Origin of the sequence: Gemmata sp. SH-PL17 (assembly GCF_001610855.1) — a bacterium.
Lineage (GTDB): Bacteria > Planctomycetota > Planctomycetia > Gemmatales > Gemmataceae > Gemmata > Gemmata massiliana.
Genome location: NZ_CP011271.1, coordinates 6672599 through 6696530 on the forward strand (window position 1 = coordinate 6672599; position 23932 = coordinate 6696530).

Annotated in this window: 18 protein-coding genes and 2 pseudogenes; 10 read left to right on the plus strand and 10 right to left on the minus strand. The window is 64.2% G+C overall.

The annotated features are described in order from the left end of the window. Nucleotides 1-84: 84 nt before the first annotated feature. The gene (locus tag VT84_RS27510; RefSeq protein WP_082841752.1) at nucleotides 85-1617 is read right to left on the minus strand and encodes a serine/threonine protein kinase; all 1533 of its coding nucleotides are present in this window, start codon (nucleotides 1615-1617) and stop codon (nucleotides 85-87) included. A 189-nt stretch (nucleotides 1618-1806) separates the two neighbouring features. After that, the gene (locus tag VT84_RS27515; RefSeq protein ID WP_157469873.1) at nucleotides 1807-2418 is read right to left on the minus strand and encodes a hypothetical protein; all 612 of its coding nucleotides are present in this window, start codon (nucleotides 2416-2418) and stop codon (nucleotides 1807-1809) included. Nucleotides 2419-2713: 295 nt separating this feature from the next. On the opposite strand from VT84_RS27515, the gene rplM reads away from it, so the two are divergent. The 3 genes and pseudogenes from rplM to rpsI (VT84_RS41305) form a co-directional block, all read left to right on the plus strand. Further along, a complete protein-coding gene (gene rplM, locus VT84_RS27520; protein WP_052557395.1) occupies nucleotides 2714-3145 on the plus strand; it encodes a 50S ribosomal protein L13 in 432 nt (143 codons plus the stop codon). A gap of 83 nt (nucleotides 3146-3228) precedes the next feature. After that, a pseudogene (rpsI, locus tag VT84_RS41300) lies at nucleotides 3229-3549 on the plus strand (30S ribosomal protein S9); the annotation flags it as partial. A gap of 210 nt (nucleotides 3550-3759) precedes the next feature. Beyond that, a pseudogene (gene rpsI / locus VT84_RS41305) lies at nucleotides 3760-3861 on the plus strand (30S ribosomal protein S9); the annotation flags it as partial. A gap of 157 nt (nucleotides 3862-4018) precedes the next feature. Here rpsI (VT84_RS41305) and VT84_RS27530 read toward each other — a convergent pair. Together VT84_RS27530 and VT84_RS27535 are read right to left on the minus strand one after the other, a co-directional pair. Next, nucleotides 4019-5257 (minus strand): NPCBM/NEW2 domain-containing protein, encoded by a 1239-nt coding sequence (locus tag VT84_RS27530; RefSeq protein WP_157469875.1) that lies wholly within the window; start codon nucleotides 5255-5257, stop codon nucleotides 4019-4021. 614 nt (nucleotides 5258-5871) lie between these two features. Beyond that, complete coding sequence (locus VT84_RS27535) at nucleotides 5872-6849, minus strand: transporter (protein ID WP_082841755.1); 978 nt, start codon at nucleotides 6847-6849, stop codon at nucleotides 5872-5874. Nucleotides 6850-7085: 236 nt separating this feature from the next. Here VT84_RS27535 and VT84_RS27540 point away from each other — a divergent pair, with 236 nt between their 5' ends. The 4 genes from VT84_RS27540 to VT84_RS27555 all read left to right on the plus strand — a co-directional run bounded on the left by VT84_RS27540 (nucleotide 7086) and on the right by VT84_RS27555 (nucleotide 14116). Continuing rightward, complete coding sequence (locus tag VT84_RS27540) at nucleotides 7086-9062, plus strand: methyl-accepting chemotaxis protein (protein ID WP_082841756.1); 1977 nt, start codon at nucleotides 7086-7088, stop codon at nucleotides 9060-9062. A gap of 282 nt (nucleotides 9063-9344) precedes the next feature. Next, complete coding sequence (locus VT84_RS27545) at nucleotides 9345-11657, plus strand: methyl-accepting chemotaxis protein (protein WP_082841757.1); 2313 nt, start codon at nucleotides 9345-9347, stop codon at nucleotides 11655-11657. Nucleotides 11658-11761: 104 nt separating this feature from the next. Then, the gene (locus tag VT84_RS27550; RefSeq protein WP_157469877.1) at nucleotides 11762-12253 is read left to right on the plus strand and encodes a hypothetical protein; all 492 of its coding nucleotides are present in this window, start codon (nucleotides 11762-11764) and stop codon (nucleotides 12251-12253) included. A 9-nt stretch (nucleotides 12254-12262) separates the two neighbouring features. Then, the gene (locus tag VT84_RS27555) at nucleotides 12263-14116 is read left to right on the plus strand and encodes a methyl-accepting chemotaxis protein (protein WP_082841758.1); all 1854 of its coding nucleotides are present in this window, start codon (nucleotides 12263-12265) and stop codon (nucleotides 14114-14116) included. 13 nt (nucleotides 14117-14129) lie between these two features. Here VT84_RS27555 and VT84_RS27560 read toward each other — a convergent pair whose 3' ends face one another. Beyond that, entirely contained in the window at nucleotides 14130-15239 is a 1110-nt protein-coding gene (locus VT84_RS27560; RefSeq protein ID WP_082841759.1) for a DUF2891 domain-containing protein, read from the minus strand. A 48-nt stretch (nucleotides 15240-15287) separates the two neighbouring features. Next, nucleotides 15288-16469, minus strand: a complete 1182-nt coding sequence (locus tag VT84_RS27565) for a serine hydrolase domain-containing protein (protein WP_082841760.1) — start codon at nucleotides 16467-16469, stop codon at nucleotides 15288-15290. Between the two features lie 583 nt (nucleotides 16470-17052). Here VT84_RS27565 and VT84_RS27570 point away from each other — a divergent pair. Next, nucleotides 17053-17607, plus strand: coding sequence for a 3'-5' exonuclease (locus VT84_RS27570; protein ID WP_052557403.1), 555 nt, complete (start codon nucleotides 17053-17055; stop codon nucleotides 17605-17607). 128 nt (nucleotides 17608-17735) lie between these two features. On the opposite strand, the gene VT84_RS27575 is transcribed toward VT84_RS27570, so the two are convergent. From VT84_RS27575 to VT84_RS27585, 3 genes are read right to left on the minus strand one after another with little or no spacing between them, the layout of a single operon-like run. Continuing rightward, nucleotides 17736-18680, minus strand: coding sequence for a prenyltransferase/squalene oxidase repeat-containing protein (locus VT84_RS27575; RefSeq protein WP_239465485.1), 945 nt, complete (start codon nucleotides 18678-18680; stop codon nucleotides 17736-17738). After that, nucleotides 18677-19096 carry an acyl-CoA thioesterase gene (locus VT84_RS27580; RefSeq protein ID WP_052555855.1) on the minus strand — a complete coding sequence of 140 codons (420 nt, stop codon included), beginning with the start codon at nucleotides 19094-19096 and terminating at the stop codon, nucleotides 18677-18679. Before VT84_RS27580 ends, VT84_RS27575 begins: the two co-directional genes overlap by 4 nt. Continuing rightward, nucleotides 19093-20400 carry a glycosyltransferase family 4 protein gene (locus VT84_RS27585; RefSeq protein WP_052555857.1) on the minus strand — a complete coding sequence of 436 codons (1308 nt, stop codon included), beginning with the start codon at nucleotides 20398-20400 and terminating at the stop codon, nucleotides 19093-19095. The genes VT84_RS27580 and VT84_RS27585 overlap by 4 nt, the downstream gene beginning before the upstream one ends. Nucleotides 20401-21060: 660 nt before the next feature. Here VT84_RS27585 and VT84_RS27590 point away from each other — a divergent pair. Then, on the plus strand, nucleotides 21061-21522 hold the full coding sequence (locus tag VT84_RS27590) for an SRPBCC family protein (RefSeq protein ID WP_052555858.1): 462 nt from the start codon (nucleotides 21061-21063) through the stop codon (nucleotides 21520-21522). A gap of 90 nt (nucleotides 21523-21612) precedes the next feature. Then, nucleotides 21613-22272 carry a hypothetical protein gene (locus VT84_RS27595; RefSeq protein WP_052555860.1) on the plus strand — a complete coding sequence of 220 codons (660 nt, stop codon included), beginning with the start codon at nucleotides 21613-21615 and terminating at the stop codon, nucleotides 22270-22272. An 83-nt stretch (nucleotides 22273-22355) separates the two neighbouring features. Here VT84_RS27595 and VT84_RS27600 read toward each other — a convergent pair whose 3' ends face one another. Further along, on the minus strand, nucleotides 22356-23639 hold the full coding sequence (locus tag VT84_RS27600) for a glycosyltransferase (protein ID WP_082841761.1): 1284 nt from the start codon (nucleotides 23637-23639) through the stop codon (nucleotides 22356-22358). Nucleotides 23640-23932: the final 293 nt, after the last annotated feature.

A 23932-nucleotide genomic window follows, 5' to 3' on the forward strand; every position in this document is an offset into this window, starting at 1 on the left:
TATCCCGGGTCGAAGTGAGCGTACAAAATGCCGTCGGTCTCGCGCCCGCCCATAACGGACCGGCGCGAAACCACAGAAATCACATTACAGGAGCTTCGCGAGCACCACCGCGATAATGATCGCGACGCCAATAATCACCCCGGCGCCGAGAGTCGCCCAGGGCGATTTCTTCGCGGGTGGTGTGGTCGTTTGCGGGCTAACTTCACCGCCGAACGGGTTGGACGGCGTGAACGGCTCTCGCTGTGTTGCGGGTGTTTGAGCCTCGGGCGCCTCCGATCGCGGGGGTGCGGACGGGAGCGGCGCCAACACCGGGCGCGAACCCGGTTTGGCGAGCGGGTTCACCGGGGGAAGTCGCGGACCGGTTCCCCACGGCGACGCATTCGGTGCCCCGAACGGGTTGAGGGCCGGGGGCGTCAACACCGCGGCGGCGGACGCAGCTTTCACCTGGCTGCCGACCGGCGCGTTCAGCGTCGCGGCGGTATCGAGCGGCGTTTCGATGACCGCTTCGCACTCTTCCTCAGTGGTTCCTTCCATCGCGGCCGGACTGAGCACCGGCATCTCCTCGGCGGCCGGGAGCGGCACGCCCGTCGACACGAAGGCCTCCAGTTCGGCGACGATCTGGGCCGGCGTCTGGTACCGCGCTTTCGGGTCTTTGGCCATCATCTTCCCGACGATGACGGCCAACCCCTCGGGTACCTCGGGCCGGATCTGTCGGATCGGAGCCGGTTCCTTGGTCCGGTGCCAGAGGAGCTTTTGCGACACCGTGCCCGTGGGGAACGGCGGGTGCCCGGCGAGCAGGAAGTAGAACGTCGACCCGAGGCCGTAGATGTCCGCCCGGATGTCCACCGAGTGGCTGTTCGCGACCTGTTCCGGCGCCACATAGTCGGCCGTGCCGAGCACGATCTTGTCGTCGTACTTGATGGTGAGCTGGTCGGTGTGGTCGTTCAGGAACCGGGCCAGACCCATATCCAGAATGCGCGCGACGCCCTTGCGATCGATGAGGATGTTGCCCGGCTTGATGTCGCGGTGAATGAGTTTGTTACGGAAGGCGTACTCCAGCCCCCCGGCGACCTGGCGCACGTAGCTCACCGCGCGCTGAAGGTCCATCGGGCCGAACCGCTTCACCACGTCGAGCAGGTTCGGCCCGTCCACGTAGTCCATCACGATGAAGTGGAGGTTACCGTCCTGGTCGATGTCGTGCGTGCGGATGATGTTCGGGTGATCGAGGCTCCCGGCAGCGCGGGCCTCGCGGTAGAACCGCCCCAGAGCAGCGGGTTGCTCGGCCTTCGCGGGCGGGAGCACCTTCACCGCGACCCGGCGGCGCATGAACATGTGCTCGCACAGGAACACCTGCCCCATGCCGCCGACCCCGACGCGCTCCAGGAGCTTGTACTTCCCGATCGTGAACCCGCGCCACTTCCCGAGCAGGAACTGTTCGGACTGGAAGTAGGTCAGCACCCCGTCCTGAACGAGTTCTTCGGCGAGCTCTCGCGGATCGACCGACACCCCGCGCGTCAGTTGGCGCCGCTGGAGGTACGCCGAGAGCCTCGTCTCTTCCACCATGCCGCTCTTGCGGATCAACTGCAAAAGCTCTTCGATCGAGGAAGGTACGGACATCGCTCACCGTGCGTGCGGGGGCACCGCCGCCCGGAGTTCCGTTCGGGCGGGGACGTGATTTCCGCCCAACACTAGGACAGGTTCAGGTGAGACGCAAACTTCACTCGAAGCGCGGAATGCGGAGCGTGGAACGCGAAACACAAAGGGCATTTTTGCCTTCCGCGTTCCGCGCTCCACGCTCCGCGTTGGTCAAGCCCGCGATCCGAAGTACCCGGCGACGACCGCGATGATGATCCCCTCCCAGATTTTCAGTGCTTCCAAGTTCTTCTCCGCCACATTGGGGAGCACGAGGAACTGGAGGATCGTCTCCACGAACAGAAGCATCATGGCGACCGTACCGACCCAGGCGCGGATCGAGAGAAACAGGTTGTGGTTGCGCCCGATAACGAACCGGAGAAAGAGAGCAACCCCGAACCCCCCGGCCAGGCACCCGAGAAGCACCGGCCACTGCGAGATTTCGTTCGTGCCGGGCGTGAGCCGGGCCGCCGCGAGTTCCGGATCCTTCCAGATCGCGAACGCGACCACCGCGGCGCTGCCGCCCACGAAGACCACGCGCATCAGCCACGGGAGCACGGCCGACGTTCGCGCGTCCGTTCCGGGGTGCGACGCGAAGGCCAAAAACACCAGCGTGAGCAGGAAGAAGTGCCCCAGCGGAACCGTTATCGTGGTACCGGCCGGGAACAGGAGCACGATCCAGAAGAACGAGCAAATCAGCACCGATAAGATACCGCGGATCGAACCGGACGGGAGACCGAACGTCGGGTACTCGTGCGGCGGAGCGAGAGCGGGCGCAACGGCCATGACGTCCTCCATTGGGTGACTTCGTCAACACATTTCTGTGACTACTGAGTGATTCGGGCGCGGCCCCTGGCTCTTTCCATTTTCCGGCGTTCGAGACGCCGCGTGCGCGGACCGGAGCCTCGTGAAGACTCGGTCCCGGGCGCTTCTGTTTCAAGGCTCGGAACTTGGAACTACCCATTGTAGCGGACTTGACGGCCGGACCCGGCGACGTAGCATGATAGTCTTCCGGCGCCGACGAAGCGTCGCGTATTCTGTTTTTGTCACCCCGGCCCGGGCCGGAAGCGGATTGCAAACGATGTCCACAACTCTCGCGAACGCGGCGACCGTCCAACAGAACTGGGTCGTCATCGACGCCACCGATCTCGTCGTCGGCCGCCTCGCGGTCACGATCGCGAACGTCCTCCGCGGCAAGCACAAGGTGACCTACACCCCGCACTGCGACACCGGTGACTTCGTCGTGGTGGTGAACGCGGAGAAGGTGCAGTTCACCGGTAAGAAGTGGGACCAGAAGGAATACCAGGACTACTCCCACTACGCCGGCGGGCAGAAGATCACCTCCGCGAAGGAGATGCTCGCCCGCAAGCCGGAAGAGATCATCCGCCGCGCCGTGAAGCGCATGATGCCGCGCGGCCCGCTCGGCTACAAGCAGCTCGGCAAGCTGAAGATCTACACCGGCAACCAGCACCCGCACCAGGCCCAACAGCCGCAAGAACTCAAACTCAAATGATTTCGGCGGGCGAAACGTAACTGGTTCCGCCCGGTTCCGATCACCGAGATACCCCACCGGCATCGTTCAAGGACTCACTGACAATGGCCGAGAAGAAGCCCGCGAAAGCCCCGAAAGCGCACCGCACCTACTACATCGCCACCGGCCGGCGCAAGACCGCCGTGGCCCGGGTCCGGGTCACCGAGGGCAAGGGGCAAGTGCTCATCAACGGCAAGCCGTTCGACCAGTACTTCAACGAAGACAAGGACCGCGGCGCGGTCCTCGGGCCGTTGAAGATCACCGACCAACTGACCCGCGTGGACGTGTTCGTGACCGCCAAGGGCGGCGGCATCACCGGCCAGGCCGGGGCCGTGTCGCAGGGCCTCGCCCGCGCGATGAAGACCATGTTCAGCCCGGCGGACGAGCAGAAGGCCAAGGTCTTCGGCACCACGACCGTCATCAAGGCCCTCCGCGACGAGAAGAAGGAACAGGCCCGGGCGAAGGCCATCGCGCCGAAGCCGGCCGCACCCGCGGCCCCGGTGAACGAAGGCACGCCGCTCATCCCCGTAGGCACCGCGCCGGCAGCAGCGGCTCCCGCGTCGCCGGCCGACATCGCCAGCGGCATGGTGAAGAAGCTCCGCGACTCGGGCTACCTCACCCGCGACGCCCGCATGAAGGAACGTAAGAAGTACGGTCTCCGCGGCGCCCGCCGTGGGACGCAGTTCTCGAAGCGCTAAAGCCTTCGAGATGGTGGTTATCACGAGCCGTTTGGCAGAGATTGGTTGCAACCAATCTCTGCCAAACGGCTCGGTTGTTATTTGGGATGGTTACAGTACAGCGAGTCAGACCATGCACCGACCGGCTCACGTCAGCCGTTCGTCTTCCGCACGCAATTCATTGCCCGAGTGCGGTTGCTGGTTGCTCTACCAATCGCGCGGTGCCCCAATTCACGTCCGCTTGCACGTCTCCGGCCGGTCCGAAATCGATCACGAGCGCAAGTTCTTTCGCGCCGCGGACATCGACCTTCACCGGGATCGCGTTGCCGGCCGCGAGAGCCTTCAGTTCGGGAAGCGGAACCTCTTTACCGTCGACACGAATGCGCACGTCCGCGAGCCCCCGTTTCCCAGTTACAGCATCGAGTCCAACAACCGCCTCAAAGCGGCCGTATTTCCCCGCGAGATCGTATGTCAGCACCGTCTTCGGGTGCGTTCCGAGCCCCTTATCGAACGTCTCCTCCCCTTCCCCCGACTGAAGGAACAGCGGGTTCCCACGTACCGTGCGGTCAGCGGCCCATGCCCAGCCGTCACCGAGAAATCCGACCGTTTCCGCCTTCTTCGGCTTCAGGTCGGAGAGGTACACCGCGGGGCCTTGAAATACGTTAAGAGCCACCAGCTTCGTGAGCGGTACTTCGATCGCCGGACCGCACGCGGCCTTGCAAACGAGGGCGTTTCCCTTCAACGCGACCTCGTTCACATTTAATCGCGTACCGTCGGTGAGCACGAGGCCGGCATACGGCCCCTTCGGTCTGCGCGGGCGCACGAAACGCGGGTTGAAGCCAATAGCTGCGAGGTCCGCTAGTGGCACGTCACGCGCTGCTCCGCCGTCCGGTGTGAACTTCACGCCCGTAGCCGTGAAGCCCGTGAGCGTGCCGCGAACCGTGTCGCCGTTGCGGTACAGCAGCGCGTCGCGGGTCGGTGTACCCGCCAGCCAGGTGTATTTGGCCGGATCGGACGGGGTATCGGCTGCCGGCGGTTTCAACCACACGGCAGCGACCGCGTCGAGCGCGATCGACCAGCTCTCGTCGGTCGTTGCGTGCGTGAAGTACAGTGCTTTCGCGTCGCCGCCCGTGACTTTCCCGGGTACACGATCCCCGACCGCGGTGATGATGTGCGCCCCGGTCGGGAACGGTGGAAGGGCGGTATTGGGCTTTCGTAGTGCAACCAAGCGCGGCACCGTCTGCGAACCACCGGTCGTGGCGACTTCCGCCCCAAGTGTGAGCGACACCGCCCGGAGTTTCCCGGTGGGGGCGCTCTCCGTAGTACCGATGACCGTGAACGCGAGCGGGTCCGGTGGAGCAGAAAGAGCCAGGGACAACACGAGCGGCAGCATCATCAGCTCCGGAGCGAACGTCACCTGATCGAGGCGTCTGGACAGATAGGTTACAGTGCCACTCCCCTACTCCTCAAGAGATCCCCCCGCGCCCGTAGTTATGAGCGACCCTAACAATCGCTAACATTTTGGGGCCGCATCAGTGAACGGAGCACCGTTCCGAGTGAAAGAGTTCTAACTACTAATATTTCAAATACTTCTGACACATCTCCCCTTCGGCAATTGCGAAAACAATCACTAACAACGGCTAACATTTCGCTAACAAGCCCCCTCACGTGTGCACCCAAAGTACCGGCACGTTCTGCGAGAAGTGCTCCGGCCAACACACTCATTATACACAACATGAACAAAAGAATACCGTCTTGCAACCGGAATTGGCTAACTGCTTGCGTTTGCCTTGGTTCGGATCGCGGCGGTCGGCAGTAGGCTTTCAGCAAGCGAGCGAGCGATTAGCGCCTGATCGGGTTACGAAATGGAACACGAAAATAATCAAGAGTTACCAATTATATATCAATTAATATTATGATTAACATCCCATAACACCACGACACTGCCACGCAAATCTTCCCACGCGGCTTCGATAAGAGCATGCGGGGAAGACTCGCTCCCCACCCGCGAAGACAATAGGGGCCGCGCCGTCAGTACCGGATCGCGAACCCGACTCCCGTGAAGAAATCGTCCGCGTGCTTGTTCAGCCCCACACCGAACCGGATGTCGAGCTGGAAGTTGGGCGTGACTTGGTAGAGAAAACCACCGTTGTAGTAGTACTCCGGCCCGACCTGTGTCGGTGTCGCGCCCGAAGGAAAAAGGGCGAAGCACTCGGTGTACGCACTGAGACGCTTGGTGAGCGTGTACCCGACCGAAAGCGACTGAGCATACGAAAAGTACCCGTGGTCGTCCTCTTCCGCGTTCGCGAACACGCTGCTCCCGGCGAGTGAGATGCGGTCCGGGATGACGTCCCACGAGTACAGGAACAGTAGCCCGGGCAGCACCTTGTTAGACCCTTGTTCGCGCGACCCGGTGGGAAGGGTCATTTGAAGGGTCACGGCCGTTTCGGGCAAAATGCCGTCCTGCTTCGTCAGAGCAAACTTGGACGCCAAATAAAGGTCCTGGGGACCGGTTTGGAGATTGACCCCGGCGGGGTTCGCGGGGTCCGCGGCGCGCGTGTGCAAGAAGTTTTGCCCGATTTGGACCTCGAACCAGTCGGCAAATATCCCGACCCGCACCAGTGCCTCCAAGAAAGCGTGCGAGTTCATGCGACTCGCGCCGCGGCCGTCCGAGGTGAACGTGTACCCGCTTTCGAGCTGAATCCGATTCCGACCGATGGTCCGACTCGAATTGGTAAAGTCCGGGCGCTCGGTCACGATGGGGTCCGGCTCCTCCGACTTCCTCTCTCCACCGTTTTTGTCCCCGTTCGGCTCGTCGTCGCCGGGCTCCTTGCCCCCGGCCTCGTTCTTGTCGGGTTCTTTTTTGTCGTCCTTGTCGGATTCCTTCTCGCCCTTCCACGAGAAGAGCGCCTGACGAGTGCGGTACTCCGGCAACGGGCGGTTGGCGGCCACGCACCCGGTACAGAGCACGAGTACCGCCATCAGAAGTGCGGACAGCCTTTGGTCCACGAGGGCGCCTCCGGTTCAATGATGCCGATTGTGCCAGTTACCACGAATACAGAACCCGAACCTACTTTGACGCTCTTGCGGATATCGTCTTTTTTGACGCGCGGCTCCATGAAAATGACCGCAGATTGTGCTGCCCGGAACCGCGTGTGATTGTGCTCACTGGGCCGAGCGGGACATTCCCGCCAGCTCCGACGGTCGGTTGGTCCCGCTCCCTCTCGGGAGAAGGAGAGTTCGTAATGAGCTGGTTTCGTAATCTGAAAATGGCGGCGAAGCTGGGTATCAGCTTCGCCATCCTGGTTCTCCTGGTCGCGTGTACCGGGGGGCTCGGGCTGCATGGGTTGGGACAAGTCAACGACCGCGCCGATGACATCGCCAAGCACGCCGACGGCCTCAACCACGTTCAGGAAGCCAACGGGGAACTGCTCCGGATCTCGCGCGCCGTCCGCAACGCGATTCTCGACACCGACACCGCGAGTATCGACAAACGTGCGGCCGACATCCGCCGGGCGGACCAGCGGTTCCGGACCGAGTTTGAAGAGTACCGGCGAACGATCGTCAAAAACGACACGAAAATCAAGGCGGCCGAAGTCGAGCGCCAGTTCAACGAGCTGCGCCCGCTCCAGGACGAAATCGTGACCCTGGCACGGGCACAGAAAGACGAGGAGGCCAAGGCCCCGCTCCCGCGCATCCGGGCGATCGCCGATTCGATGGAAGAAAAGATCAATGCGCTGGTCGAGTCGAAGCAGGAACTCATCAAACAGGCCCAGACCGACGCGAGCGCGACCTACGCCCAACTCCGCGGGATCGTGACGACCGTTGTGATCGGGGCGTGCGCCCTGGCCGTCGCCCTCGGGGTCGGGCTGTCGCGGCTCACCGCCCGCCCGCTTCAGAAAACGATGCACGTCCTCGAAGCCGTAGCGAAGGGCGACCTCACGCACCGGGCCGAGGTCACGTCCACGGACGAGATCGGGCAAATGTCCGCGGCGCTGAACGTCGCCATTGGCGCGCTCGTGGCCGCCAAGGAAGCCGAGCGCGCCCAGGTCGAACGGGACCGCGAGCGCGCCGCGCGGGAAGCGGCCGAGGCGCGCGAGCGCACCGAGCGCGAGGCCGCGGCCACCCGCGCGCAAGCCGAAGTGGAACGGGCGCAAGCGGCCGAACTCAAGAGCCGGATCGACACGATCATTACGACGGTCAGCTCCCTGGCCGCCGGGGACTTCACGCAAGAGATCCCGGATCTGGGCGCCGACTCGGTCGGGCAAATGGCGCACTCACTGAACAAGGCCGTCGTTTCGGTGCGAACCGCTCTGGAAGGCGTGCGCGAGGTGTCCGAGCAACTCGCCGATGCTTCGTCCCAGCTGTCCGCGGTCAGCGACGAGATTTCCACCGGCGCTCAAGAACAAGCGAGCAGCCTCGAAGAAACCGCCAGCACGCTCGAAGAGATTACGGCCACGGTCCGACAGAACTCGGACAGCGCCCAGCAAGCCCGCCAACTCGCCAGCAACTCGAAAGGCGTGGCCGAGCGCGGGGGCCAGGTCGTCGGCAACGCGGTCGACGCGATGAGCGAGATCAACCAGTCCTCGAAGAAGATCGCGGACATCATCACGACCATTGACGAGATCGCGTTCCAGACCAACCTACTCGCCCTCAATGCCGCTGTAGAGGCCGCTCGCGCCGGCGAGCAGGGGCGCGGGTTCGCAGTGGTGGCCTCGGAAGTGCGCAACTTAGCCCAGCGCAGTGCCACGTCCGCAAAAGAAATTAAGTCACTGATCGAGGACTCGGTGAAGAAGGTGGACGCGGGCACCGAACTCGTAAACTTGTCCGGTTCGACGCTCGGCGAGATCGTGACCTCGGTCAAGCGCGTGACGGACCTGATTACCGAGATCGCGGCCGCGGGTAAGGAACAGTCCACCGGGATCGAACAGGTCAACAAGGCCGTTTCGCAGATGGACTCGGTGACCCAGCGCAACGCCTCGCAGACCGAAGAAATGTCGGCCACGGCCCAAGCACTCACGGACCAGGCCGCACAACTCCGCGACCTCGTCGCCCGGTTTAAACTCAGCGACGCGCGCCCCGCTCCGCGTTCCACGAGCAAGCCCGTTCGTGCGAAGGCCCCGGCCACCAAGCCCCGGCCCGCGGTCGCTCGGGCCATGAGTAAGACCCACGAACGTGATTCGTTCAGTGGTACTGGTAATGACGGATTTACTGAGTTCTAACGCCCGCACCATCGTGTATCATGGTGAGCAGTCGGGGCTTCGGGAGGGAGCTGTTTCTTCACTCCCGAAGCCCCGACTGCTCGCGTCATTGAATCGCGGTTTCTTGCCTTAGCTGAGTTCTCAGCCGTCTCATTAGCTCAACCGCCCATCAAGATAAAAGATTCGACCGCACGAGCGATTGCGAGCTAGAGATTAAGTGGATTCACCAAAGACAATATTTCGCCCCCGGCCGCAACGCGGATCGGGTTACGCGAGAACATATTTTTCGGGCGGGACCAAACCATGAAAACGTTCAACAACCTGGGGGTCGGTACCCGTCTGATTGTGGGGTTCCTCCTACTCGCCGTGGCCAGCGCCGGTGTCGGCTACTTCGCGCTCACGTCCATGAGCGACATGAACGCGGCGCTGGAGAACGCGAACGCGAACCTGATCCCCTCGATTAACGCGCTGAACGACATGCGCGGGAAGGGCGTCAACACGATCCAGCGCAACGAGCGCACCCTGATCCTGTCGGCCCGGAGCAAGAACGAAGAAGCGTACCGCGGCGCTGTAACCGGTCTGGAAAAGGCCTGGGTCAACATCCGGGACGGGTACACGCGGTACGAATCGTATCCCATGATCGAGAGGGAAAAGCAGCTCTGGGGCGAGTTCCGCCCGCGCCTGGAGGAGTTCCGCCGGGACCACGAAGCGACGATGGCGGCCCTTAAATCCGGTGATCTCGATAAGGCCGAGAAGCTGTGCCTCGGATCGACCGCGAACGCGAACAAGATGGGCGACGCCTTGGACGCCCTCATCGACCTCCAAAAAGAAGTTGGTGAGAAAGATGCGGGCGAAGCGCGCAAGGAGTACGCCGCGGCCCGGACGACGATGTTCGTGGTGATCGGGGGCGCGATGCTCGCGGCCCTGGGGTTGGGAATCTTCTTCCGGGGGTTGGTCGTGCGCCCGTTGGCCGCGACCGTACAGGTGCTCCGGGCCGTATCCACCGGCGACCTGACGCAGAAGGCCGTAGTAACCTCGACCGACGAGTTCGGGCAGATGGGCGCGGCCCTCAACGCCACGGTCCAGGGCATCCACATCGCGCTCCAACAAGACAAGGTGAGCTGGGAAGCCGTCGGTAAGCAGCGCGAACAGAACGCGGACTTCGCGGCTCAAATTGTGGCTATTGGCAAGTCCCAGGCGGTAATCGAGTTCAAGCTCGATGGGACCATCGTGAGCGCCAACGAAAACTTCCTGCGCACGGTGGGGTACAGTCTGCCCGAGATCCAGGGGCGCCACCACAGCATGTTTGTACCCCCGGCCCTTGCCTCCGGTTCCGAGTACCGCGATTTCTGGAGCCGGCTCAACCGCGGGGAATCCGTCGCGGGCGAGTTCAAGCGCATCGGCAAGGGGGGCAAGGAGGTCTGGATTCAGGCCTCGTACAACCCGATCCCGGACCTCAACGGCAAACCGTACAAGGTCGTCAAGTACGCCACCGACATCACCGCCGCCAAGAACATGGAGCACAAGGTCAAAGAGGACACGATCGAGCTGAAACAGAAGGTCGCGACCATCATGACCGCGGTCAACGCACTGGCCGCGGGGGACTTCACCCAAGAGGCCCCGGACCTGGGCACCGACGAAATCGGCCAAATGTCCGCCGCGCTCAACAAAGCCATGATCTCGGTGCGCGAAGCCCTGGAGGGCGTGCGCGAGGTGTCCGAGCAGCTCGCCGACGCCTCGGGTCAACTGTCCTCGGCCAGCGACGAGATTTCCACCGGCGCCCAGGAACAAGCGAGCAGCCTCGAAGAAACCGCCAGCACGCTCGAAGAAATCACCGCGACCGTGCGCCAGAACTCGGACAGCGCCCAACAAGCCCGCCAACTCGCCAGCAACTCCAAGGAAATCGCCGAGAAGGGCGGGCAGGTTGTGGGGCACGCGGTGGGCGCGATGAGCGAGATCAACGAGGCCTCGAAGAAGATCGCGGACATCATCACGACGATTGATGAGATCGCGTTCCAGACCAACCTGCTCGCGCTCAACGCCGCTGTCGAAGCCGCACGAGCCGGCGAGCAAGGGCGCGGGTTCGCGGTCGTCGCATCCGAAGTCCGCAACCTCGCTCAACGCTCCGCGACCGCGGCCAAGGAAATCAAGTCTTTGATCGAGGACTCGGTGAAGAAGGTCGATGCGGGTACGGAATTGGTGAACCAGTCCGGTTCGACGCTCGGCGACATCGTGACCAGCGTCAAGCGCGTGACCGACATCATCACCGAGATCGCCGCGGCCAGTAAGGAACAGTCCACGGGCATCGATCAGGTCAACAAGGCCGTTTCGCAGATGGACTCCGTCACCCAGCGCAACGCCTCGCAGACCGAAGAAATGTCGGCCACCGCACAAACCCTCACGGACCAAGCCGGACAACTCCGCGACCTCGTCGCCCGGTTCAAGCTCGGGCACGACGAGCGCCCCGCTCCCAAGCCGACGCACAAGGCCCCCCGGAGCAAGCCCTCGAACCCTAAGCCCCGGCCCGCGGTCGCCCGGGCCATGAGCAAGACCCACGAGCTCGACCGGCTCGGTGGCGGTGGCGGTGGTGGAGACGACGGCTTCACGGAGTTCTAAGGTCGTCCGCCCCGCATTGAGTTGTCCCCGAAGTTGAGGAACCCGTTGTGAAGTGTGGAGGGTGGATCGCGTTCGGATGCTGGTTAGCCGCACTGGTGGGGGGCGTGGGCTTTTTATCGGCCCACCAGTTCACCCCGGGCCAGAGCGGACCGGCCCCGCGCCAGTTGAGTGAAGCGGAAACCGGTACGAAGCGGGCCGAGCGCCCGCGCGTGATGATGTTCGTCCACCCGCACTGTCCGTGCAGCCCGGTTTCCCTGCGCAACTTCGCGAAGGCGGTCGCGGGAACCGGGGCCGAGGCCGTGATTTACGTAACCGCAGAAGACCCGGCCGCGACCCCGAACGGCCGGGTCGCACGGGTTTGCGCGGCCGAGTTGCGCGCCGACCCGGACGGGGCGGTCGCCAAACAGTTCGGGGCCATGACGTCCGGCCACGTGCTCCTGTACGGCGCCGACGGGCGCCTGGTGTTCGAGGGCGGCATCACCGACGGGCGCGGGCACGAGGGGGACAACCCCGGGCTGCGCGCCGTCACCGCCCGCTTGTCCGGAACCGAAAACGAACCGGTGTCGTTCCCCGTATTCGGCTGTCCCCTACAGTAAATTCCCGCCATGAGCGCTGCACCGCTGAAACCGGCCCCCACCGCCCACGCCGAAGAACTGTTCCGCACCGCGGTGGCCAGTAACCGCGCCCGCGCCGACCGGCTCTTCGCCGGCCTCATGGTGGCGCAGTGGGTGCTGGTGATCGTGCTGGCCGTGGTCGTCAGCCCGCGCGCCTGGGCCGGGGCCGAATCGGGAACGCACCCCCACATATGGGTAGCGGTTCTGCTCGGCGCGGTGTGCGCGGCGGCGCCCGCGTACCTCGCGGTCAACAAGCCCGGGGACATGGCGAACGGGTTCGTGGTCGCCGTCTCCCAGATGGTCATGGGCATCCTGATTATGCACCTGACCGGCGGGCGCATCGAGTCGCACTTCCACGTGTTCGCGTCCATCGGGATGCTCGCCGTGTACCGCGACTGGCGCGTGCTCGTGCTGGCCGTGGGGGTCGCGGCAGTGGACCACATCGCCCGCGGGTTCCTCTGGTGGCAGTCGGCTTACGGGTCCAGCCCGTACAGCAACTGGCTGTGGCTGGAGCACGCGGCCTGGGCGCTGTTCTCGATGCCCGTTCTGGCCTGGATGTGCGTGCTCAGCACGGACGAAATGCGCACGCAGGCGACGCGCGAGGCCGCGCTCGCCGAAGCGGAACGCGCGTCGGGCGCCAATCTACAAGCGATCGCCGCCCAAGCGCAGGAAATTCGCGAGCGCACAGAGCGCGAGACCGCCGAGCGGACCGCGCGCGAAGCCGAGGCCGAACGGGTCCGCCAAACCGAGCGCCAGCAGGCGGAAGACCTGCGGCGCAAGGCCGATATCATCCTGACCGGAATCACCGCCCTGGCCGCAGGGGACTTCACGCACCAGACGCCCGAAATGGGCACCGACGTTATTGGTCAGATGGCCGCGGCACTGAGCAAGGCCGTCGTTTCCGTGCGCGAAGCCCTGGAGGGCGTGCGCGAGGTGTCCGAGCAACTCGCCGATGCCTCGAGCCAGCTCTCCTCGGCCAGTGAAGAGATCTCCACGGGCGCCCAGGAGCAGGCGTCGAGCCTCGAAGAAACCGCCAGCACGCTCGAACAGATCACGGCCCGCGTGCGCCAGAACTCGGACAGCGCCCAGCAAGCCCGGCAACTCGCCAACAACTCGAAAGAAATCGCCGAGCGCGGGGGGCAGGTCGTCGGCAGCGCGGTCACCGCTATGAATGCGATCAACCAGTCGTCGAAAAAGATCGCGGACATCATCACGACGATCGATGAGATCGCGTTCCAGACGAACCTGCTCGCGCTCAACGCCGCCGTCGAAGCCGCACGAGCCGGGGAGCAGGGCCGCGGGTTCGCCGTCGTCGCCTCGGAAGTGCGTAACTTGGCCCAACGCTCCGCGACCGCAGCCAAGGAGATCAAAGACCTGATCGAGGACTCGGTCAAGAAGGTCGACGCCGGCACCGAACTCGTGAACCGCTCGGGGGCTACGCTCGGGGACATTGTAACTTCGGTCACGCGCGTGACGGACCTCGTCACCGAAATTGCCGCCGCGGGCAAGGAACAGTCCACAGGTATCGATCAGGTCAGCAAAGCCGTCTCGCAGATGGACGAAGTCACCCAGCGCAACGCGGCCCAAACCGAAGAAATGTCGGCCACGGCCCAAACGCTTACGGACCAGGCCGGCCAGCTCCGCGACCTCGTCACCCGGTTCAGGCTCAGCCACAACGAAAGTAGCGCCCCGGCCCGGCCCACACGAGGCACGCGCCCTAAAGCCAAACCCAAAGCGCCGGTTCACAAGCCGCGCCCCGGCGCGAGCCGCCCGGTGAAGAGCAAACACACCCACGAACTCGACCGACTCGGTTCGGGCGGCGACGACGGCTTCACCGAGTTCTGATCATTGAATCGCATCACTCCGGCGCGGGTAGCGAGAGCATCCACACCGCGAACGACGCGAGCCAGTGCTCGCCCGCGTAGTCCCCGCTCGAAACGTGCTTTAACCCGGCCTCGGCGTGCTTCGCGGCGGAAGCGGCCAGCGCCTTGCGCGCCGGATCGTCTTTCGGGAGCGCGGTGATGATGCCGCGCAAGCACCACGCGCGACTGAGGTTCAGGCCGTCGAGGTGAACGAGTTGCGGGTCGGTGCGGTCGGTAACGGTCGCGGGGCCGAACAGGTTCGCGGGTTCGCCTTTGACCGCGCCGGGCAGGTACCTGTGGAACCACGCGGCGAACTCGGCCGGTGGAAGTACCCGGCGCATGAGGTCCGCTTCGCACAAACTCGGGGAGAGGAAGTCGGCCCCGTCCGGTTCCCAGCGCGCGGGCGCGTCCGCGTCCTTCCCGTAGTACGCCTTCGCCCGTTCCTCGATCAACTCTTGTAGCTTCTTGTTACCCGTCGCTTTCGCGTAGTCGTGTGCGAACGTGAGGCCGAACGCGGTGTTCGAGTGAACCCCGGCGCGGATCGGGTACGTCTGCTTCGGGAAGTATTCGATGTACCGGTTGGCGATCAGTTCCGCGAGCGGGCGCAGGTTCTCGGCCCACGTCTTCGCGTCCGGGTCGTCCCAGGTGTGCAACTCTTCCGCGAGTTTGAGCAACCACGCCCAACCATAAGGCCGCTCGAACGACTTCGCTTCCGGCCGATTGAAATACTCAACTTCGGTCTTGATGTTTGCCGCAGTCAGGTGTTCCGCGAGAACGGCGCGAATATCCTTCGCTTGCGGGAGCGTCGGGTGCGCCCGCAGCACGCGGACCAGCATCCAGTGCCCGTGAACGGCGGAGTGCCAGTCGTAGCAGCCGTAGAACGCGGGGTGCAGTGCTTTGGGCGTTTTGGTGTCCTTGTCGTCGAGCAGCACGTGCCCCGGCTTGTTGGGGAACTCCTTCTTCGCCCCCTTCAGCGCGAGTTTGGCAAACGCGGACGCCCACTCCGGGGTGAGCGTCTCGCCTTTCGGTGTCGCGGGCGGTTCGGCCGCTGGCATGGCGCTGAGTACCACTAAAGGAAGTAGGAGCAACAACAGGATACGCGACATAGCAGCTTTCGTTTGTGTGCAGCGGCCGGAACCACCGGTCGTCTTCCGTCACTTACCGTAGATGTCCGCGGCGGCTTTCTCGAACGCCGATCGCGCCTTCGCGCCCTCTCCCGGGAAGCCCGCGTGCTGAACCATGTACACTGTTACGAGCTTTTTGTCTGGATCGATCCACACGTTCGTAGCGAACGCCCCGCCGTGACCGCACGGCCCCGCGACCGCCGGGCCGTCCTTCTTCGACTTGCGCGTCGTGCTCAGACCCAAGCCGTAACCGCTCTCCCCCTTCGCCTTGTCGAGCAGCGTGTCGGTTTGGGTGCCGGTCATTGCGCGAATCGAATCTTCGGAAAGCAAGCGCTTTTCGCCGTGCGTACCGCCGCGCAGGACCATCTGCCCGAACGCGGCCACGTCCCGCGCCGTGGAGAACAACCCACCGCCCGGGCACGGGTGCCGCGTCGAGTCGCTGAGCGGGTACGCCAGCGGCGAAATGGGCATCGCTTCCAGTCCCTTGCCGTCCTTACTCGGGCGGTAGGTCTTCGCGAGCCGCTTCAGTTGCTCGCTCGTGGGGCGCCAGGTCGTTTCGGTCATCCCGAGCGGCCCGAACAGCCGCTTCGCCATGAACTCTTCGTAGGAAAGGCCGCTGGCCACTTCGATGATGCGCCCCGCGGTGTTGATGCCCGCGTTCGAGTACACGTATTTCGCGCCCGGCTCGTACTGGAGCGGCGTGATGGCGTAACTGCCCACCGCGTCCTTGAGCAGCAATTTGTCGATGGTCGGAGTTTCGAGCGCGGAACCGAACGGCATTCCGCTCGTGTGGCGCAGGCAATCCCGGATCGTGGGCACGCGGCCCGGCTTCTTTAACAGCACCGTGTCCTTGTCCTGGAACACGGCCATCCACTGCGTTTTGAATTCCGGCAGGTACTTCTCGATCGGGTCGTCGAGCGCGACCTTCCCCTCGTCGACGAGCATCATGAGCCCCGCGGCCGTCATGGGCTTGGTCATCGACGCGATCCAGAACAGGTCGTCCGGCTTCATCGCGATCTTGGCCTCGCGATCGGCGAAGCCCACGGTTTCGACGGTCAGCACCTTGTCCGGCGACGCGACCAACACGACCGCGCCCGCGAGCTGGTTCTTTTCGACGAACGGTTGCAGGCTGTCCGCGACCCGCGGATCAGCGGCGCGAGCGGACGGGGCGAACACGAGCAGCGCGAACAGGAACGCGCGAGAGAGGCGCATCGGTGGAACCTTGGGTTCGTGGGTAGGTGGCCGGCCCCACGCAGATTACGGGATGTCCCGAACGTTTGCAGCCATTTTCGCCCCACCGCGATCGTTAGCCCCGCGCGGCTAACATTTGCTAACGTTTCCGCCCCAGCCGCCTCAACGGTGCGTTTTCCCAGGCGTTTTTCACACCCGCGGCTAACATTCGATGAATGCGCGCACCCTAGTTTTTGGGCGAACAACCAGCGCGAGCGACGCACGTTGCCCCACCCGCTCGTTAACACTCGCGGTTCGCCCGCGCCTCTTGGCAAACAGACGGTGCAAGGCGGCCGGTGGAGAGCGACTCGCGTGCAACCCCGGCGAACCGCGAGTGTTAACGAGCGGGCGGCAGCGACTACACCAGTCACTCGCCAAGCACTCGGCTCGCAATATGAACATAAATACATTATACGCACATCTCGGTGCGGCGCAACCGAAATAAGCCGAACGATTACCCCAAAATAACGGGAGTAACCCACGGTCCGTTCACTCTTTACAGTTTGCCCTGGACGCGCGTCTGAGGAAAGGGCGTATACTAACGGCAATGGCACAGGACGAACCCATGACCCCGCGCCGCAAGAAGCCGCCCGTTCCGCTCCCGCCGCTGGACGGCCCGTTCGTGGCGATCGACTTCGAGACGGCCGACAACGGCCCCGATAGCGCCTGCGCGGTGGGGGTAGTTCGAGTGGAAAACTCGAAGATCGTTCACCGCGAAGCAATACTGATCCGCCCGCCGCGCGAGCGCATTCTGTTCACTTACGTTCACGGCATCACGTGGCCGATGGTGAAAAGCGCGCCGGTCTTCAAAGATGTGTGGTCGAAGGTCGCCCCGGTACTCGAAGGGGTGAAGTTCCTCGCCGCACACAACGCCCCGTTCGACCGGCGCGTGCTGTCCGCGTGCTGCGCCGCGGCGGAACTGGCGGCCCCCGCCCTGCCCTTCGTCTGCACAGTTCAGCTCGCGCGCCGAAAGTGGGCGCTCAAACCCGCGAACCTGCCCGCGGTGTGTCGGCGTCTTGGGATCGGCCTGATGCACCACGACGCCGGGTCCGACGCCGAAGCGTGCGCCCGGATCGTGATCGCCGCCGCGTTCCCTGGAAGCGATCACGACCATTCTTGAGTTTGGTCCGCTCGCGGAGCGAGCGGTTGGCTACCGTGGGCTACAGGCAAATCCATCACCAGGAAATCCAAGCCCCGCTCGCGGGCTAACGCAGGCCAACACCGGACAGGCCGCCCGCGGTCCCAGGTTCATTCCAGCATGAGGGCCGCGAGCGCGAGCGTGCCGAGGCCGTAGAACGTGTACTCCACATCAGTGTGTTCGTCCCACAACCCACCGCGGAACCCGCCGATGGGTCGCTCGCACTCTTCGGCGTAGCGCTGGATCGCGTCCCAGTCGAGCTTGTTCGCATGGCCGAGTTGGTCCAACGTCCAGCTCCCGGTGAACGTCGAGAGCAGGTCCGCTGCGGGGATACGATCGTTTGCTCGAAGCCCGCCCTCGAACGGCGAAGGGAGCGCCGCGAGGAACGTCGCGGTGCCGGTGCGGGCCGTGTCGTCGAGTGCGCCGAGGATCTGGAGCAACCCCACGCCCGCGGCGGTGGGGTTCGTACCGCTCCGCTTCATCGCGGAGATTTCCACGTACCCGCCGTCGTCGCGCCGGCGCGATTTCACGAACGCGGCCAGTTTCTCCGCATCCGGGGAGGAGCGCCCAAGAAGCTGCAAACAGAGCGTGACGAGGAAACTGGTGTAAGTGCTGCCGTACAGCGCGCCGGGCGTTTTACCGTAGCCTCCGTCTGGGGTGCGAAACGTTTCGAGCGTGGCCGCGACGCGCTCAGGCCAGTCGGCAGGGGCGTCTGCCAACACATCGGGACCGCCACCCAACGGAACCAGATAGCAACTCACGACGAGCGAGAAGAAGTCCACCACGCCCGCGCTGCCGGTCATCTTCGTGCGGAGGAAGTTCGCGGCCTTGTTGCAGACGTCTTCGTTCAGTGCTTGAAGCACTGCCAGCGAGCGCAGCGCGAACCCGGTGTAATAAAGATCGGACCCGCCCTCGCGCCCGGAGAACCCGCCGTCCGGGTTCTGGGCTTCGAGCAGGTACGTGGTGTTCCGCTCGCGCTGGTCCGCGGGCAAGCGCTCGATCCCTTCGAGCAACCGGGTCGTGAGGCGCACCAGGTACGGTTCTACTTCGGTCACAGTTGCCCTTCCAGGATCTCGCGCACGCGGGCCGGGATCTCCAGGGACTCGATCTGGTCCGAGTTGGTGCCCCGACAATACACCGAGGTCATGCGCCCGACCGCGATCGGTTCGCCGCGCTGGTTCGTGAAGTCGAACCGGTAGCCCACGGACTTCTTCCCGAGCTTCTCCAGGCGCACCGCGATCGTCAGCACGTCCGAGAACTTCGCCGGTTTCTGATAGTCACACGTCACCGAAACGCGCGGGAACCCCCACTTCACGCCGTCCTCGATCCAACTCACGGACAATCCTCGTGCGCGGAGGAAGTCCGTCTCCGCTACTTCCATAAAGCGGAAGAAGTTCGAGAAGTGCATGATGCCGGCCATGTCGGTGTCCCCGAACTCGACGCGGCGCGTGATGCTGAATGGGGTCGTCATACGGGAGTCGGTGCCTGGGTGCGGACGAACTGGTTCAGGAGCGCGACGGTGTCGCGTGCCATCGTGTCGGCGGTGAAGCGCTCGCGCACAGCGGTTTCGCCCGCGCGCCCGGCGCGCCCGCGGAACTCGTGATCGGTCAGCACGCGGTGCAGCCCGCCGGCGAGTTCATCGATCGAGTCCGGGTCCACGAGCAACCCGCCGCTGGTAGACTCGACCAGTTCCGGGAACGAGCCGTGTGCGGGCAGCACAACGGGCACGCCGTTGGCCCACGCTTCGAGCACGTACAGCCCCTTCGGTTCGCGGTACACCGTGGGCACGCAGAGCACATCGATGTTGCGCATGAATCGCACTTTGTCTTCGTGCGTAGGACTCTCGACGTGCTCGAAATCGGCGATCAGCCCCGCGCTCGTGAGGCGCTTGATCTGCTCCTCGAAGTACGGCCGGTTGTTCTCGCCCATCCACCCGCTGGCCCGGAGCTTCGCGTCCGGTGCGCCGGGCGTTTGGCGCAACCGAATGAACGCTTCCACAACGCGGTGGAACCCTTTTTCTGGGCAGATCCGGGCGAAGTACCCGATCGTGAGCGGGCGCGTGGGGTTCGCGTCCGCGGGTCCACCGTGACCCGTGAGGCTGATGCCAGGCGGAACGACGTAGATGTTCTCGCGGGCCACTCCCATGTACCCGGCCATGTGATCGGCGTAGTACGCGCTCGTGCTGATGTACGCATCCACGGAGCGCCCGTTCTCGCGAATCAGCTCGAAACACTTCTGCCGTTCGTGCTCCGAGAGCTCGTCCAGGAAGATGTCGTCGCCCTGGAGCGTGACGAACACCGGTACCCCGAGCGCTTGCTTCACCGAGGGAATGGCGCCGGACAGCAGCGCGTTGGTGAACAGCACCACGTCCGGTTTCTCGTCCCGGAGGTACTCCACCAATTTCTCGACCTCTTTGGCCTGATTTCCGCGTGCGCCGCGCAGCATCGAGATCGTGAGTTCGGCCTGCTCGCTGTACTTCGCGCGCACGGCGAACCGCGACACCCATTTCAGGAGCCAGCGGAAGTTGAACAATCGGTCGAGGAACCGCGGGGTGTGGCGGAACAGCCAGAACTTCTGTTCGAGGTAGATGTTCACGCCGCCGAAGAAGACCTTTTGCTGCGACGCATCCGGCTCGTCCACTTTGATGGGCATGTACGCGGGGATGAGCAGCGCGTCGTGCCCGAGGCGCCGCAGCGCGGTGACGAGCGTGTTGTCCCGCATGCAACTGCCGCAATACATGCCCGCGGCGCCGGCGGTGATGAACGCGATTCGCATGGCCCGCCCGGGGTGAACGATACTTCACGTTTTCTTACGGCGGATACCGGACCGCGGCGAACGGCTTTCAGAGTGGGAGTACGGAAGGCAGATCAGTAAGCGGAACCGCGGATCACGCAGATAACGCGGATCAGACAACGGAAGAATGCGTATTTGGTTTACAGGGCCGTTTAGTTCTCGCGGATGCGTCACTCCACCCGCTCTTCCTGCGCCTCGAACGTGCGAAGGAGTAACGCGCGGTGGATCGTTGAGTGTGCAAAAGTAAACAGGCACGGGAAGCACGCGCGAGTGCCAACGAGCGGGTGGAGTAAAGGCCCTGTGACCCGCGGATTTCTTCTGGATAATCCACCTGTTAATGCGTATACTTTAGTAGAAGAGTTCCCGATGGCCCGACCGCGTCAACGAAACGTGGCCACCGGATTTACGCGAGTGGCTCGTTTTGAGGGATTCGCGGGCGAAATTTGGTCGAATCTGTCGTCTGTGTTAGCCGAATGTTAGCAGAAATCGGCCCAAAAACGGTGAATTGAGAGCGGTTTTGGAGCCGGAAGTAACAGGGAAACAAGCAGTTGGCGCGTATCGGCGAAGAGGGACACGGGGCCGGTTTCCCAAAACGTTAGCAAATGTTAGCCCCGCTGCCCGATCCACCCCGTGGAGACTTTTGTGCCCGTTCACCGCATCAGCGCCGAAGCCACGATTTCGGCTCCCGCGTCGATGGTTTACGCCACCATCGCGGACTACCGCGACGGGCACCCGCTCATCCTTCCGCGCCCGCCGTTCGTGTCCCTGGACGTGGAGCAAGGCGGTATCGGCGCCGGCACTGTTATTCGATTCCAGATGCGCATGCTCGGCGCCACGCGCACCATGCGGGCCACGATCTCGGAGCCGGAACCCGGGCGCGTGCTCGTGGAGACGGACGTGGAGGGCAAGATCGTCACGACGTTCACGGTCGATCCGGTCGAGGGCGGGCAGAAGGCGCGCGTGACGATCGCGACCGACATGAAGGTTCACGGGTGGCCGGTCGGCTGGCTCGAACGGCGCCTCGTCACGCGACTGTTGCAACCGGTGTACGCTCGGGAAATCGCGCAACTCGGCGCTGTGGCAACGGATCGGGCGAAAACGTGATCGGAGATGATCTTCTGAACTCGTGGGTCCGCGCTCGCCGATAGTAGCGAGTCACGACCGAATCTCTCTATCGCGCTGGATCCCGGACCGATGCCCGAACTGACTCTGAACCGCAACGACCGCCGCCCGGTCCCGATGGTGTGCATGTACTGCGGCGCGACCGCCACCACGAAACAGGAATGGCGGGTCGTCAATCACAAGCCGAGCCAAGGCGGGGGCGGTGGAGGTGATCTGTCGGTGGTTCCACTCGGCGATGATCCCATTTCGGCGGTGTTCGGGCTACTCATGCTGCCGTTCGTGCTGTGGGAACTGCTGAAGGGGATTGTGTCGGCGATCGGTGCGCTCGTCGGGTTCGTGACAAAGCCCCGAAGTGCAGCGACGCCCGCGCCCAAACCGGCCGCGCCGGTCGATCCACCGACGATGCTCGTCGCGGTCACGACTTGCGACCGGCACCGCCGGTTCCGCGACCGGTTCGTGTGGATCGGCTTCGTGATGTCGCTTGGGCTGGTCGCACTGTGGGCGTGGGCGATTGTTGTCACGCGACGGGTGATGGGCACCGAGAACACGGACCTGGCCGTCACGCTGGTGATGACGGCGATCTTCTCAACAGTTGTGCTGCCGCTCGCGCTGTCGGTTTGGTACGTATTTGCCGGTCCTGTACTCGTGGACCGCGTGACCGAGAACGAAGTGGTGCTCGATCGGGTGCGCCAGTCGTACTTCGATGCGACCGGCACCGCGCCGAAGGGGTAGGACATACGGATGTCGCCGTTGAACTCCGCCCTTGCGGACGAAGTTCAACGGCGACGGGTGGGGAATCGTGCTTGTGGTGCGGTTCACGCCGCGGCGCGGGTTTCCGTGCTCGTGACCGCGTCCGCCGGCAGGAAGCCGTGCTTCGCGAGCGCGCCGCGGAGCTTGCGCATGGCTTCCGTCCAACTGAACGACGGGGCACGCTGAGCGGCGGCGGTGCCGAACCGGTCGGCAGTGGCGCGGTCGGCGAACACCTCGCGCATCCGGGCAATGAGGTGGTCGTTGTCCGGGTCGGCCCACATGCCGGAGTAGATCTTGTTCTTGGCTTCGATGAGCTTGTAGCCGACCTCGTAGCCGACGGCCGAATCGAAGACCTCGCCGACGGCGCTGAACGTAGTGCTCACGAGCGGCACCCCGCACCCCATCGCTTCGAGCAGGTGCAGCCCGAACCCCTCGCCGTAGGAGGCGTTCACGTAGCACGTGAGCGAGCGGTACCAGTCGGCCAGTTCGTGCGGCGTGAGGCTGCCGTGGACGACCTCGATGCGCGAGTCGCCGTGGGTCTTCACCATCGGCGAGCGCGGGGTGATCTTCACCTTGAGGCGCACGTCGCGCTGGTTCGGGAACGCCTTCACGAACAGGTCGATAACGCGCTGGACGTTCTTGCGCAGCCCGCCCTCGTCGAGCGCGCCGGCGGTGCCGAACGTGCAGATCTCCGGGCCGCTGTTAGCCGGGCGCGGGGAGAACACCTCGGGGTCGTAGCCCAGCGGCACGACCTCCATCGGCACCGTGACGCAGTTGGCGCGGAAGCAGTCCACGCCCCACTGACTCGGGATGAGCAGCAGGCCACACTTGTTCAGGTACTTTGCGGACCCGTGCGGCAGCGTGTCGGTTTCCCACATGGTCCAAGCCGCGGTGCGCGTACCGGGGCGGAACCGGTGGAGCAGGTGCGGCGGGATGATCGCGAGGCGCGGTTCGTCGAACGTGTACATCCGCTCGGTGGGGACGGCCTCGTCCGGCACGAACTTCGGGTTCATGAACGCGCGCGGGTCGCGGAACACGTGGACGTTGGACGCGGTCAACCCGACGAGCGCCTTCAGCACCACGTGGTCGTACCCGCCGTGGCCGTGGATGTGACCGGCGAGGTACAGCGGCGGACCGGTGCGGACCGGCACGAAGAACCCGGCCGGGCGCAGCCCGTGGCGCGGGGAGCGCAACTTGTTGAAGAACCGGCTGAACTGCCCGGAGGCGAGCCAGCTCGCCGCGCGGCACGACGCACGGAACGCCCCGCGAAAGTCCCGGGTGTACATCAACAGGTTGAGTTTCGTGCGAATCGCGTGGATCAGCCCGGCGCGGCCGGTCGCGTCTGCCATTTCGGTACTCCATTACCGGGACGGCGGATGGTAAAGTTGTGCCCGAAAAAATCAAGCCGAACTGCGAACCGGGAGAGGTAGTGGGAGGCGGGTCGGCGTTGCTGGTGAAGTAGGTCGGGCTGTGCCCGACGGTGCTAAACTTCACAAGGGGACTGTGGATAGGCTGGTATTGCGCGATACGCAACAGTCGGGCACAGCCCGACCTACGCAGCAACGATCGGCGGCTTTTGTAGCCGAAAGGGATGTGATTCGGGTGTGTTCGTGTGCCGGGAAGTGACGGAAGGGCTACTCTT